Here is a 13,931-nt window from a genome sequence, read left to right on the forward strand (position 1 = left end):
CGGGCCTGCGGCACGCTGGACCCATGACCCTGGACCCGCCCCTGCCGCAGCCTGCCACAGGCCCCGGTGGCGCCGCCGCCCCGCCGTACGGCACGGCTCCGCGCGACGACGCCGCCCGCCGGGCCGAGATGGCCGCCTTCCTGCGCAGCCGACGGGAGCGGATCACGCCCGAGCAGGTCGGGCTGCCGCGGGGCGCCCGACGGCGGACGCCCGGTCTGCGCCGTGAGGAGGTCGCGCACCTGGGTGCGGTCGGGGTCACCTGGTACACCTGGCTCGAACAGGCCCGGGACATCCATGTATCGCCGCAGGTCCTGGACGCGGTGGCCCGTGCGCTGCTGCTCGACCGCGCCGAGCGCAGCCATCTGTTCGCGCTGGCGGGGGCGGTCGATCCGATGCCCGGCAGGGAGTGCACGGGCGTGACGCGGGAGCTGCGGCAGATCCTGGAACAGCTCACCCCGTTCCCCGCGGTCGTCCAGAACAGCCGGTTCGACATCCTCGCCTACAACCGCACGTACGGCCGCCTGATGTGCGATCTCGATGCGCTGCCCGAAGAGGACCGCAACTGCATGTGGCTGGCGTTCACTCACCCCGAGTGGCGGGCCACCGTGGGCGATCTGGAGGCCGCGATGCGGGTGATGGCCGCCAAGTTCCGGGCGTCGATGGCCGAGCATGTCGCGGAGCCGGCCTGGAAGGCGCTGGTCGCGCGGCTGACGGAGGCCTCACCGGAGTTCCGGGAGATCTGGGCGCAGCACGAGGTCATCCGCCCGGTCAGCTCCGTCAAGCTCTTCCGGCATCCGCGGGTGGGCGCACTCGAACTGACCGCCACCAGCCTGTGGACGGGGCCCAGCCCCGGTCCCAAGCTGCTGTCCTACACGCCCGTGGACGAGACGTCCCGGGAGCGGCTGAAGCAGCTGGCGGCGGAGCCGGCGGCGCTCGCCGCGGTGTGACCGTACGGCCGGGCGTCCGAGGGGCGCAGGCTCGCTGGACGGAAGGAAGCCCCCGCCTAAGGGCGCGCATCCGCCGGACGGTACCCCCGGGCCTCGTCCTCGAACAGCGCCGCCGTGCGGTCGGCCGTCGCCCTCGCCCACCGGCCCGTGGTCAGTGCGCCGAGCAGCAGGACGGCAGCGCCGCAGCCGGCGATGATCCACCACGCCGGGCGGCCGGCCGCGAGGAAGGCGTCCGCGGTGGCGGCGGCATGTGCCCCGCTCGCCAGTACGGCGCCGATCACCGCGACGCCGAGCGACTGTCCGACCTGCCGGCTGGTGGAGGCGACAGCGGCGGCCACCCCGGCCTGGGCGCGGGGCATCCCGGACACCGCGGTGTTGGTGATCGGGGCGTTGACCAGGCCGAACCCGATGCCGAACAGGACATAGCCGGTGAACAGCAGCGGGTTCGTCGACTGGGCGTCGAAGGCCGCGAAGAGCAGCCCGCTCGCCCCCATCGCCGTACCGGCCAGGAGCAGTGACAGCCGGGGGCCGCGGCTGCCGACCAGCCGTCCGGACACCGGCGCGAAGATCAGCGTCATCCCGGCCATGGGGATCATGTAGAGCCCGGCGTCCAGAGCGGACAGACCGCGGATGTTCTGCAGATACAGCGTGTTGATGAAGAGGAAGCCGGCCAGCGCGGCGAAGGCGCAGACCGCCACGACCGTGGCCCCGCTGAACGGTGCGCTGTGGAAGAACCGCAGATCGATCAGGGGTTCCCGGCGGCGCCGCTCATAGCCGATCAGACCGGCCAGGGAGGCCAGCGCGAGCAGCACGAACGCCAGGATCTCCGGGGACGTCCAGCCGGCGTCCGGGGCCTCGATGATCGCGTACGTCAGCGAGCCGAGCAGCCCGATCACCAGCAGCTGGCCGACCGGGTCGACGCGGCGCGCCTTGGGGGCGCGCGATTCGGGGACGTAGCGCAGGGTCAGGAAGAGCGCGAGGGCGCCGATCGGGACGTTGATCCAGAAGATCGAACGCCAGCCGACGCTCTGGACCAGCAGCCCGCCGATCACCGGACCGGCCGCCATGCTGATGCCGACGACCCCGCCCCACGCCCCGATCGCCCGGGCCCGTTCCCGCGGTTCGGTGAAGGTGTTGGTGATGATCGACATCGCGACGGGGTTGAGCATCGAGCCGCCGACCGCCTGCACCATCCGGAAGACCACCAGCCACTCCAGGCCGGGCGCCAGGCTGCACAGCAGCGAGCCGACCGCGAAGACCACCAGGCCGACCAGGAAGATCCGGCGCCGCCCGAGCCGGTCTGCGGTGGAACCGGCCAGCATCAGCAGCGCCGCCAGGACCAGGGTGTAGGCGTCGATGGTCCACTGCATGCCGGCGACCGAGGCGTGCAGGTCGCGCTGGATGGACGGCAGGGCGACATTGAGGATGGTGTTGTCGAGGCTGACGATCAGCAGGCTCATACAGCAGATCGCCAGCACCAGAAGACGCCGTCGACGGCTGAGCTCAGGCATTCTTGAACGCTACAACGATCTGCCGTCCCCGGTCCTGGCGGGGCCACTCGCGCGGTGCGGGACAATGGGAGGTCGCAGCGGCCGGCAACCCCGTACGGCCGCGGCCCGCCCGCCCCGCCAACGGAAGCCGAAGAAAGCCGAAGGTATCGCCGCCATGACTCTGCTGCAGATCGGTCCGCACGCGGTGCAGCCACCCGTGGTCCTCGCGCCGATGGCCGGGATCACCAATGCCCCGTTCCGGACGCTGTGCCGGGAGTTCAGCGGCGGCAAGGGCCTGTTCGTCAGCGAGATGATCACGACGCGGGCGCTGGTCGAGCGCAACGAGAAGACCATGCAGCTGATCCACTTCGACGAGACCGAGAAGCCGCGCTCGATCCAGCTGTACGGCGTCGACCCGGACACCGTCGGCAAGGCCGCCCGCATGATCGCGGAGGAGGACCTCGCCGACCACATCGATCTCAACTTCGGCTGCCCGGTCCCGAAGGTGACCCGCAAGGGCGGCGGCTCGGCGCTGCCGTACAAGCGGAATCTGCTGCGCTCGATCCTGCGCGAGGCGGTGGCGAACGCGGGCGACCTGCCGGTGACGATGAAGATGCGCAAGGGCATCGACGACGACCACCTCACCTACCTCGACGCGGGGCGGACCGCGGCCGAGGAGGGCATCACGGCGATCGCGCTGCACGGGCGCACCGCGGCCCAGCACTACGGCGGCACCGCCGACTGGGACGCCATCGCCCGCCTCAAGGAGCATGTCCCGGAGATCCCGGTGCTCGGCAACGGCGACATCTGGTCGGCCGACGACGCCCAGCGGATGATGCGGGAGACCGGCTGCGACGGGGTGGTCGTGGGGCGCGGCTGCCTCGGGCGGCCGTGGCTGTTCGGGGATCTGGTCGCGGCCTTCGAGGGCACCGGCACCTACGCCCAGCCGACGCTCAAGGAGGTCGCCGCCGTCATGCTGCGGCACGCCACCCTCCTCGGCGAGTGGATCGGCGACGAGGCGCGCGGCGTGATCGACTTCCGTAAGCATGTCGCCTGGTACACCAAGGGCTTCTCGATCGGCTCCGAGATGCGCCGCGGTCTCGCGGTGACCTCCTCCCTCGACGAGCTGGACGCGCTGCTGTCGGAGCTCGACCTGGACCAGCCGTGGCCGGCCGGCGCGGACGGCCCGCGCGGCCGTACCTCGGGCCGCAACCGGGTCGTCCTGCCGGACGGCTGGCTCGACGACCCGTACGACTGCGCGGGCGTGGACGCGGGCGCGGAACTGGACACCTCGGGCGGCTGAGCCGGGCCGGGAACGGCGGCGCCGCGAAGGGCGCCTTCCGCCCCACCCCTACGGCACCCGTGTACCTCCATGGCGTGTCAGCGCGCAGGCGCGGGCCGCCGAGGCCGCGGCGCCCTACCGTTTGCGCCCGTACGGGAGGCGCCCGGCAGCCCGTACTGCCGCCCCCGGAACCCGGCAGGCACGGGCGGCGGGACCGAGGCCGAAGGAGTCGCTGTGGTGAGCGGGCACCGTTCCATCGGGGACACGGAGAAGGCCGTCCAGGCCAAGCTCGGTGACACCCCCGTCCGCCACGAGCGGATGGCCGCGGTCGCGAATCTCTACCGCGCCGCGGCCGCCGTACGGCAGCACTTCGAGAACTCCGTACTGCGCGGCGTCGAGCTGACCTGGACCTCCTTCGTCGTGCTGTGGGTGGTGTGGATCGGGGGCGAGCGGGAGACCCGCCAGGTCGCCGAGGAAGCCGGTATCTCCAAGGGCACGCTGACCGGCGTCGCCCGCACCCTCCAGAGCCGTGGTCTGCTGGAGCGCAAGGACCATCCGACCGACGGACGGCTCGCCCTGCTCGCGCTCACGCCCGAGGGCGAGCGGCTGATCGCCCGGGTCTTCCCGGAGTTCAACGCCGAAGAAGTCTTTGTCACCGAGGGGTTGAGCGACGACGAGGCGCTGGACCTGGCGGATCTGCTGCGCCGGGTCGTGGACCAGGTCGAGACCCGGGGCGAGGACCGGCGGCTGGAGCTGCTGGACGGCCATGAGCCGCGCCCGCGGCGGAGCGGACGCCGGGCCAAGAGGTAGGGAGTGGGGCGGGGGCCGTGGCTCCCCGGCTCACCACCCGCGCCGCCCGCACGACCGGCCGCCCCGTACGGCCGCCGTGCCGGTCGGCTCTCCGGGCGCCCCGTACCGGCCGCCGTGCCGGTCAGCTCTCCGGGCCGCCGCCCGCGCCGGCGGCCACCAGCCCGGCGGCGCCGATCTCCCGGTAGCGGACGAGGAGTTCACCGAGTACCCGGACCGCCTCCTCGTCGGCCGGCGTGTAGATCCACATCTTGGCGTCCGGGACGGCGATCGTCGTGAAGCCGGTCGCCGTGATGGTGACCTCGCGGCCGTCGGCCGTCCGGAATCTCTTGCGGTGGGTGACCGGTGCGGTGACTTCGTGCCGGTCCCACATTTCCGCGAAGAGCGGGCTCGCCCCGGAGAGTTTCCGGATATACGCCTGCCAGTGCGGGTCATGGAGGCGGCGGCCGAATTCGGATCGCAATTGGCCCACCATGAAGGAGACTTCACGTTCCCAGTCGACGAGCGGCTGGCTTTCCTCGTCCGCCGTGAAAAGGCGCCACAGCACATTACGGTCGGCCGGTGGCAGCAGCACGATACGGGGGTCGAGCGCCGCATAGGCGTCGTTGAACGCCAGTACGTCATAACCGGCGGACACCAGGCCCGTCGGCAAGGGATTCAGCGCATCCAGAATGGCCTGTGCCTCGGACGGCAGCGGCTGCCGCGCCGGGGTGCAGTCCGCGACGCCGGGGACACCGGCGAGCCGGTGCAGATGCTCGCGTTCGGCCGGACCGAGCAGCAGCGCGCGGGCGATGGCATCGAGCACCTGCACACTCGGGTTGATGGCCCGGCCCTGTTCGAGCCAGGTGTACCAGGCCACCCCGACCCCGGCGCGCTGGGCGACCTCCTCACGGCGCAGTCCCGGTGTGCGCCGCCGCGGACCGCCGGGCAGTCCGACGTCGGCCGGTGTGATGCGCTCCCGGCGGAGCCGCAGAAACGCGGCGAGTTCACCGCGCCGGGAGGCCGCGGCGGCTGCGGAACGGGTGCTGGTGCTGGACACCGCACCATCATGCGGGACGCCGTGACCCCGTGCCAGATACCGCCGGTACCAGGATCACTGGATATCTGGTACCCGAATACCCCGCCCGTGATCATCGCTGTCATGAGCGAGCTGACACAGGACCGCATCCCCGAACCCGGCCGGATATCCGCCGTGGAATCCGCGGACGGCGTCACAAGGAATGCGCCGCCCGCCGCCCCGAAAGGAAAACGCCCGCAGCACACCGGAATCCTTCTTGTCGTCCTTGGCGCGGTGTTCATGGCGCTGCTGGATGCCACCGTGGTGAATGTCGCCACCCCGACCATACGGACCGACCTCGACACCACCGGTTCCGCACTCCAGCTGATCGTCGCCGGCTATACGATTTCCTATGCGGCGCTGCTGATCACCGGCGCCAGACTCGGCGCCCGGCACGGCTTCCGGACCGTTTTCCTGACCGGTCTCGCCACCTTCACCCTCGCCTCGCTCGGCTGTGGTCTGGCGCCCACGGCGGGCGTGCTGATCGCCGCCCGTGTGGTGCAGGGCCTCGGTGCGGGGCTGATGGTCCCGCAGATCTACAGCCTGATCCAGCTGACCTTCGAAGGGCCCGCCAGGGCGCGGGCGTTGAGCCTGTACGCCACGGTGATCGCGGTCGCCGTGGTGGTCGGCCAGGTCGTCGGCGGACTGCTGGTCAGTGCGGATCTGTTCGGCACGGGCTGGCGTCCGGCCTTCCTGATCAATGTGCCCGTCGGGCTGGCGCTGCTGGCCGCCGCGGTACGGCTGCTGCCCGTCGGGACGCCCCGGTCGTCCAAGGGTCTGGACCTGCCCGGCCTGGTCACACTGACGGCCGCGCTGCTGTTGCTGGTCGTACCGCTGGTCCTGGGCCATGAGCAGCACTGGCCGCTGTGGACGACGCTCTGTCTGGCCGCTGCGGCCCCGATGTTCGGGGTGTTCGTACTGGTCGAGCGGGGGGTCGCACGGGGCGGCGGGGCTCCGCTGGTGCCCGGCCGGGTGCTGCGCTCACCGGACCTGGTGTGCGGTGCGGCCGCGCTGTTCTTCGGCATGGCCGGATACGCCGGCTTCCTCTTCTCCTTCTCCCAGCATCTGCAGTCGGGGCTCGGCGAGTCCGCGACCCGCGCCGGTCTGGCCTTCGTCCCGCTGGCCCTCGGCGTCGCCACCGGCAGCCTCACCTGGCGGAAGCTGCCCGCCCGGTGGCATCTGCCGATGATCGCCGCCGCCTCGGCCCTTGCGGCGGCCGGATATCTGGGCATCGGGTGCACCCTGCGCGCGGGCGGCCAGGGTGGTCTCGTCCTGCCGGCGCTGCAGCTCCTCTGGGGGCTCGGTCTCGGGTACACCACCAGCCCGCTGCTGACCCTCGCGCTGTCCCGGATCGACCCCGCGGACGCCTCGGATGCCAGCGGGGTGCTCACCACCGTCCCGCAGCTCGCGCAGGTGGTCGGTGTCGCGGCGTACGGCAGCATCTTCCTGGCCCTCGCCGACCGGCCCGGGACCGCCGGAGCCGTCGCCGCGCCGTCGGCCGTCGCCTCGGCGCATGCCCTGTACGCGACCGCGCTGCCGGTGGCGGCCGGCACCCTGCTCGGCGCGCTGGCGATCCTCCCGCTGCTGCGCACACGGCGCTGAGCCGGGGACGGCCGCTCGTCCGGCGGCCGTCCCGCGCGCGGGGAACGACGGGCGGGACGCGCAGGGTTCGGCGTTCTTGGCCCTCTGCCCACCGCGGGCCATATGGACGAGCGGCCGGCCGAACGGGGCCATGAGCTGGCGGAGCTGCTCGTCGTGCCGGCCGGACGGTATACGAACCCGGACGTCGACGTGGTGTTCCCGGCGGCCGAGGACTATGGCCTGATCCTTACGCTCGGTGCTCCGTGGTCGGTGGCGTGAAGGAATGCCTGGATCGAAGGGGAACGGGCCCTGCTGCGCTCGGCGCACGCAGCGCGGGCGGACGCTTTCCTTGATCACACAGCTGGAGTGGGGGTCCAAATGATGGAACCCGGTCACACATGAGCGCGTGATTCTCGCCACCCCTGATAGGGGGTGCGCTCAGATGAGCACTGAGAGCTGGACTCCACCTCTCCAATGGTGGCACCCGGTGCCACGCTTCATGTGTTCGAATGATTAAGCCATTCGTTGCAGTGCGTAGCATAGATCCGCTTTCTGATTGCGCAGCGCATTGATGCATTCAGGTAATGAAGTCTGCTCCAAAGGCGTGATCACTTTCGATCTGGTGGCGGACGACTGGTTACGCAGGTATGTCGACCAAGTGGACGTACCCATACGCCTTCGATCTGGGTATGTTCCTCGCCGTCAGGGCAGCCCGTCGGCGAGGAGTCAGTGCCGTGCCGGAAACACAAGATCCCCACGTAACCCAGCCTTCGTCCGCGAAGTTCGTCTACGACTTCACCGAGGGCAACAAGGACCTCAAGGACCTGCTAGGCGGCAAGGGCGCGAACCTCGCCGAGATGACCAACCTGGGACTTCCCGTCCCTCCCGGCTTCGTCATCACCACCGAAGCCTGCAAGGTCTACCTCGACAGCGGCAGCGAGCCCGCGGCACTGCGTGCCGAGGTCTCCGAGCATCTCGATGCCCTTGAGCGGAAGATGGGCAAGAAGCTCGGCCAGGCCGATGACCCGCTGCTCGTTTCGGTCCGCTCCGGGGCGAAGTTCTCCATGCCCGGCATGATGGACACCGTCCTCAACATCGGCCTCTCCGATGCGTCGGTTTCCGGCCTCGCCGCGCAGGCCGGCGACGAGCGCTTCGCGTGGGACTCCTACCGCCGCCTCATCCAGATGTTCGGCAAGACCGTGCTGGGCGTCGACGGCGAGCTCTTCGAGGAGGCGCTGGAGGAGGCCAAGCAGGCCAAGGGCATCCGCGTCGACATCGAGCTGGACGCGGCCGACCTCAAGAGCCTGGTCGCGCACTTCAAGGACATCGTCGCCAAGGAGACCGGCCGCGACTTCCCGCAGGAGCCGCGCGAGCAGATGGACCTCGCCGTGCGCGCGGTCTTCGACTCGTGGAACACCGACCGCGCCAAGCTCTACCGCCGCCAGGAGCGCATCCCCGGCGACCTCGGCACCGCGGTCAACGTCTGCTCCATGGTCTTCGGCAACCTCGGCCCGGACTCCGGCACCGGCGTCGCCTTCACCCGCGACCCCGCCAGCGGCCACCAGGGCGTCTACGGCGACTACCTGCAGAACGCGCAGGGCGAGGACGTCGTCGCCGGTATCCGCAACACGGTCCCGCTCGCGGACCTGGAGCAGATTGACAAGGCGTCGTACGACCAGCTGATGCAGATCATGGAGACGCTCGAAACGCACTACAAGGACCTGTGCGACATCGAGTTCACCATCGAGCGCGGCAAGCTGTGGATGCTGCAGACCCGGGTCGGCAAGCGCACCGCCGGTGCCGCCTTCCGGATCGCCACCCAGCTCGTCGACCAGGGTCTGATCGACGAGGCCGAGGCCCTCCAGCGGGTCAACGGCGCGCAGCTGGCGCAGCTGATGTTCCCCCGCTTCGACCTCGGCGCGAAGTCCGAGATGATCGGCCGCGGTATCGCCGCCTCCCCGGGCGCGGCGGTCGGCAAGGCCGTCTTCGACTCGTACACCGCCGTCAAGTGGTCGCGCTCCGGCGAGAAGGTCATCCTGATCCGCCGGGAGACCAACCCCGACGACCTCAACGGCATGATCGCCGCCGAGGGCATCCTCACCTCCCGCGGCGGCAAGACCTCGCACGCCGCCGTCGTCGCCCGCGGTATGGGCAAGACCTGTGTCTGCGGCGCCGAGGAGCTGGAGGTCGACACCAAGTCCCGCAAGATGACGACCCAGGACGGGACCGTCATCGAGGAGGGCGACGTCGTCTCCATCGACGGCTCCTCCGGCAAGGTCTACGCCGGTGAGGTGCCGGTCGTGCCGTCCCCGGTCGTGGAGTACTTCGAGGGCCGGATGCACGCCGGCGCCGATGACGCCGACGAGCTGGTCAAGGCCGTCCACCGGATCATGGCGTACGCGGACCGGGTGCGCCGGCTGCGCGTACGGGCCAACGCCGACAACGCCGAGGACGCCGCGCGTGCCCGCCGGTTCGGCGCCCAGGGCATCGGCCTGTGCCGCACCGAGCACATGTTCCTCGGTGAGCGCCGCGAGATGGTCGAGCGGCTCATCCTGGCCGACACCGAGACCGACCGGGAGGCCGCGCTCCACCAGCTGCTGCCGCTCCAGAAGGCCGACTTCATCGAGCTGTTCGAGTCGATGGACGGGCTGCCGGTGACCGTACGGCTGCTGGACCCGCCGCTGCACGAGTTCCTGCCCGACATCACCGAGCTGTCGGTGCGGGTCGCGCTCGCCGAGGCCCGCAAGGACGCCAACGAGAACGATCTGCGGCTCCTCCAGGCGGTGCACAAGCTGCACGAGCAGAACCCGATGCTGGGTCTGCGCGGTGTGCGGCTGGGCCTGGTCATCCCCGGTCTGTTCGCGATGCAGGTGCGCGCGATCGCCGAGGCGGCCGCCGAGCGCAAGAACGCCAAGGGCGACCCGCGTGCGGAGATCATGATTCCGCTGGTGGGCACCGTCCAGGAGCTGGAGATCGTCCGCGAGGAGGCCGAGCAGGTCATCGCCGAGGTCGAGAAGGCCCACGGCGTCAGCCTCAAGCTCACCCTGGGCACGATGATCGAGCTGCCCCGCGCCGCCCTCACGGCCGGTCAGATCGCCGAATCCGCCGACTTCTTCTCCTTCGGTACCAACGACCTCACGCAGACGGTCTGGGGCTTCAGCCGCGACGACGTCGAGGCCAGCTTCTTCACCGCGTACCTGGAGAAGGGCATCTTCGGCGTCAGCCCGTTCGAGACCATCGACAAGGACGGTGTGGGCTCCCTGGTCCGCAACGCCGCCGCGGCCGGCCGCGCCACCCGCCCCGACCTCAAGCTCGGGGTCTGCGGTGAGCACGGCGGTGACCCGGAGTCCGTCCACTTCTTCCACGAGGCCGGACTGGACTACGTCTCCTGCTCGCCGTTCCGCATCCCGGTCGCACGGCTGGAGGCGGGCCGCGCGGCCGCCGAGTCCAAGGGCAGCGACAGCCGCTGACCCCACCGGGGCACCGCGGGCGCCAGGCGCGTCCGCGGGCCCCGGACAGCCCACCGGAGCCGGCGCCACGGCACCTCACCCTCAGCCGCCAGTGGCTGTCGGCTCCGGCACCCCGACGAGGGCGGCACCTGTGCGGAGGTGCCGCCCTCGCTTCGGTTCCGGGGCCCGTCGGCTCCCGTGTCGTCGAGGCGGTCCGGTACCGGCGGTCGGGGCACGGTTCACACGGGTCCGTCATATCCAGACGTTGTGGCCGCCGCCCCGCCACTCGATCAAGTCGTGGTCGTCGAGCGACACCACGTCCGTGTCCAGACCGGCACGGCGCAGGAACTCCAGAAGGTCGACGCTGCTGTACGCGAGGCCGAGGATCTCGCCCTCGATCGTGACGCGCCGGCCACCGGTCGGAGACGGCGGATGCACGATGACGGGCGGGTGCTCGGCCATGCCTCCAGCCTGCCCCCGTGTCCCCGAGGGTGCATCCGGTGGAGTGGGGGCTGCCGGGCGACGCCCGTTTGTGCAGGAGCTGTCCGACGAGGGCGGCACCTGTGCGGAGGTGCCGCCCTCGCTTTCTCCGGACTCCCCCCTCGGGAGCTGCCGCCACCCCGGTCGGCGCGGGAAGGCGGCCTTCAACGGGGCTGGCGAGCGGCCGGTTCCTTGCCCATCACCCCCCACGGGATCGAGCAACCCGGGCCGTTCGCGCCGCCGTTGAATTGAGTACAGCATTCCTTCCGGCCGCCCGGTGGCGCGACCACTTTCAAGTCTGGCCAAAAGGGCATGGTGACCGCGCGTGTTGGCGTGCATACTCAGGCGTGCCGGGGGCCGACTGAGGAAACCAGGGGTGGGGGTTCGGTGTTACGCGTCCATTTCAGTGGACTCGATCTGGCCCGTGTGCGCATTGCGGCACGCCCGGACGCACTGTGGGAGACCGTCTTAAGCTTTCACCGGCTTCGTGACAGACGGGACGATTCGGCGTTCGGTAAATGGCGATCGGAAACACGTGGAAGGTTGAATGGCGAAGCGCGGCTGCTGGCGCCGCTGGTGCCCACCCGCGGCTATTTTCCCGATTTCCTGACGCCCGCCGAAGGGCTCCTCGGGATGACCGACGCGCTCGCCGCCCTGCGGGAGACACCCTCGGCCCGGCTGGGCGCCGAGCTCGGCCGGCTCTCCACGGCCGCCCGCCCGTTCCCGTCGTGGATACGGGCGATGGCCGACGGCGACACCCGGGCCCTCGGCCGGCTCGCCGGGATACTCCAGCGCTATTACGAGGCGGCCGTCGCCCCGTACTGGCCGCGCGTCCAGGGCCGCATAGAGGCCGACCGGGCGGCCCGTGGCCGGGCGCTGCTCGACGGCGGCGCGGACCGGCTGCTCGCCTCGCTCCCGCCGATGATGCGCTGGCGCCCGCCGGTCCTGGAGGCCGACTATCCCGTGGACCGCGATCTCCATCTCAACGGGCGGGGGCTGTTGCTGCTGCCGTCGTACTTCTGCCGCCGGACCCCCGTCACCTTCCACAACCCGGAGCTGACGCCCGTCCTGGTCTATCCCGTGGAGCACCCCGCGCCCCGGCTCACCCCCCAGGTGCCGCCGGAGCGCTCGCTGGGCCGGCTGGTCGGCCAGACCCGCTCGGCGATACTCCAGCGGATCGGCGTCGGCTGCACCACCAGCGAACTCGCCCGTCGCGCCGATGTCTCGCTGGCCTCCGCCAGCCAGCATGCGACGGTGCTCCGCGACGCCGGACTGCTGCTCACCCTGCGGCAGGGCAACGCGGTGCTGCATACCCTCACCCCGCTGGGCGCGGCCCTGCTGCGCGGCGCGCGCCCGGCGGAGGAGGCGGCGTACGAGCGGCTCCGGTGAGGAGCGCCGCGGGCGCCGACGGGTGCGCCGGGGACGCCGGGGACGCCGTGCCGGGTGCCGGGTGTGCCCGGCCGCCCGCCGCAGGTGTGCGGGGCGTCCGGACTCCCGTCGGCGGCGCAGGGCCTTCGGTCAGTAGGGGCGGTCGCCCGCGATGGCGACCCGTTCGGCGACCCGGCGGTGCGTCCCGTAGTCGTTCACCGCATAGTGCTGGGTGGCGCGGTTGTCCCAGAACGCGAGGTCCCCCGCCTGCCAGCGCCAGCGCACCTGGAACTCCGGCACCTGCGCCTGCTGGAACAGCAGCCGCAGCAACCGGTCGCTCTCCTCCTGGGCGAGACCCACGATGTGGGTGGTGAAGGACGCGTTGACGAACAGCATCCGCCGCCCCGTCTCCGGGTGCCGGCGCACCACCGGGTGCTCGACCGGAGGGAACTCCTCCTGAAATGGCGCCAGTTGAACGGGGGAGTAGAAGCGCGCGAAGCCCGGGAGATAGTCGTGCACCGCCCGCGCCCCATTGACCCGTGCCCGGATTTCCGGCGGCAAATTGTCGTATGCCGCCGCCATATCGGCCCACATCGTGTCCCCGCCCGCGGGCGGCACCTCACGCAGCTGCAACACCGCACCCATCGCCGGGCGTTCCCGGAACGTCACATCCGTGTGCCATACATTCTCGAACGTCGCGACCCCGCCGGCCGTCTTGTCGAACCGCACCACGTCCTTCGAATCACCCCGCGCCAGCAGCGGATTGGACTCCAGCTCGCCCCAATTCCTGGCGAATTCCCGCTGCTCCCGGGAGCTCAGCCGCTGCCCGCGGAAGAACAGCACCTTCCACTCCAGCAGCGCCCGGTTCAGCTCCGCACGCAGCTCCCCGGACAGTGGCCGGGACAGGTCCAGCCCACGGATTTCGGCCCCGATGGTGGCCGCCTGCGGCACGGCCTCGAAGCGCTCGTAGGGCCGGTCGTCCGCTCCATCGGGGGTCCGGCGCAGGAGGCGGGGCCCTTCGTACAGCCCGTCGGCGGGGATGCGGTGGGGGCGCAGGGCAGGGGTACGGGGAGCCGCGGAATCGGCAAGTGTCGTCAACTGGTGCTCCTGGAACGCGAGAAGGGGAGGCACGGGGGGAGCCGTGAGGGGGAGGCGGGAACCGCCGGAGCGGCCGGAGCGGCCGGGGCCGGCGCGCCGTGGGGCCACCGTCCGCCGGGCGTCAGCGCACGGAGCCGTCAGGACAGACGCACGGAGCCGTCAGGACGGGCACACGACGCCGTCAGGACAGACGCGCGGAGCCGTCAGGACTGACAGGAACAGGAACAGCCGGCCGGGGGAGATCCCACCCGGCCGCGGCGGCGCAGAAAGCTCAGGCCGCGGGGCGCGCACTCGCCGTGGGGGCCGCGGTCGCGCGGCTCCGCCTCACGGACGTCCAGGTGCGTGCTCATGCCACGCACCGTACCTCCTCGG

At 71.3% G+C, this 13,931-nt stretch carries 12 protein-coding genes; 7 read left to right on the forward strand and 5 right to left on the reverse strand.

What is annotated here, in order from left to right; translation table 11 throughout:
• Positions 1-128: 128 nt before the first annotated feature.
• Positions 129-947 carry a helix-turn-helix transcriptional regulator gene (locus SLV14N_RS27180; protein ID WP_263273292.1) on the forward strand — a complete coding sequence of 273 codons (819 nt, stop codon included), beginning with the start codon at positions 129-131 and terminating at the stop codon, positions 945-947.
• 56 nt (positions 948-1,003) lie between these two features.
• Here SLV14N_RS27180 and SLV14N_RS27185 read toward each other — a convergent pair whose 3' ends face one another.
• Positions 1,004-2,458, reverse strand: a complete 1,455-nt coding sequence (locus tag SLV14N_RS27185; protein ID WP_263271466.1) for an MFS transporter — start codon at positions 2,456-2,458, stop codon at positions 1,004-1,006.
• A 154-nt stretch (positions 2,459-2,612) separates the two neighbouring features.
• Here SLV14N_RS27185 and dusB point away from each other — a divergent pair, with 154 nt between their 5' ends.
• Together dusB and SLV14N_RS27195 are read left to right on the forward strand one after the other, a co-directional pair.
• On the forward strand, positions 2,613-3,740 hold the full coding sequence (gene dusB / locus SLV14N_RS27190) for a tRNA dihydrouridine synthase DusB (RefSeq protein WP_263271467.1): 1,128 nt from the start codon (positions 2,613-2,615) through the stop codon (positions 3,738-3,740).
• Between the two features lie 216 nt (positions 3,741-3,956).
• Entirely contained in the window at positions 3,957-4,529 is a 573-nt protein-coding gene (locus SLV14N_RS27195) for a MarR family winged helix-turn-helix transcriptional regulator (protein WP_208684367.1), read from the forward strand.
• A gap of 121 nt (positions 4,530-4,650) precedes the next feature.
• Here SLV14N_RS27195 and SLV14N_RS27200 read toward each other — a convergent pair whose 3' ends face one another.
• Positions 4,651-5,565, reverse strand: coding sequence for a helix-turn-helix transcriptional regulator (locus SLV14N_RS27200; RefSeq protein WP_263271468.1), 915 nt, complete (start codon positions 5,563-5,565; stop codon positions 4,651-4,653).
• A 102-nt stretch (positions 5,566-5,667) separates the two neighbouring features.
• Here SLV14N_RS27200 and SLV14N_RS27205 point away from each other — a divergent pair, with 102 nt between their 5' ends.
• The 3 genes from SLV14N_RS27205 to ppdK all read left to right on the forward strand — a co-directional run bounded on the left by SLV14N_RS27205 (position 5,668) and on the right by ppdK (position 10,634).
• Positions 5,668-7,185, forward strand: coding sequence for an MFS transporter (locus SLV14N_RS27205; protein ID WP_263271469.1), 1,518 nt, complete (start codon positions 5,668-5,670; stop codon positions 7,183-7,185).
• Between the two features lie 102 nt (positions 7,186-7,287).
• Entirely contained in the window at positions 7,288-7,443 is a 156-nt protein-coding gene (locus SLV14N_RS27210) for a hypothetical protein (protein ID WP_208684371.1), read from the forward strand.
• A 455-nt stretch (positions 7,444-7,898) separates the two neighbouring features.
• Complete coding sequence (ppdK, locus tag SLV14N_RS27215) at positions 7,899-10,634, forward strand: pyruvate, phosphate dikinase (RefSeq protein WP_208684373.1); 2,736 nt, start codon at positions 7,899-7,901, stop codon at positions 10,632-10,634.
• Positions 10,635-10,865: 231 nt separating this feature from the next.
• On the opposite strand, the gene SLV14N_RS27220 is transcribed toward ppdK, so the two are convergent.
• On the reverse strand, positions 10,866-11,075 hold the full coding sequence (locus SLV14N_RS27220) for a hypothetical protein (protein WP_085927096.1): 210 nt from the start codon (positions 11,073-11,075) through the stop codon (positions 10,866-10,868).
• Between the two features lie 561 nt (positions 11,076-11,636).
• On the opposite strand from SLV14N_RS27220, the gene SLV14N_RS27225 reads away from it, so the two are divergent.
• A complete protein-coding gene (locus SLV14N_RS27225; protein ID WP_208684375.1) occupies positions 11,637-12,482 on the forward strand; it encodes a helix-turn-helix transcriptional regulator in 846 nt (281 codons plus the stop codon).
• Between the two features lie 129 nt (positions 12,483-12,611).
• On the opposite strand, the gene SLV14N_RS27230 is transcribed toward SLV14N_RS27225, so the two are convergent.
• Entirely contained in the window at positions 12,612-13,559 is a 948-nt protein-coding gene (locus SLV14N_RS27230) for a TauD/TfdA family dioxygenase (protein ID WP_263271470.1), read from the reverse strand.
• Between the two features lie 203 nt (positions 13,560-13,762).
• Entirely contained in the window at positions 13,763-13,909 is a 147-nt protein-coding gene (locus tag SLV14N_RS27235) for a hypothetical protein (RefSeq protein ID WP_263271471.1), read from the reverse strand.
• Positions 13,910-13,931 lie beyond the last annotated feature (22 nt).

Source organism: Streptomyces sp. Je 1-4 4N24 (assembly GCF_026239515.1).
Classification (GTDB): domain Bacteria; phylum Actinomycetota; class Actinomycetes; order Streptomycetales; family Streptomycetaceae; genus Streptomyces; species Streptomyces nigrescens.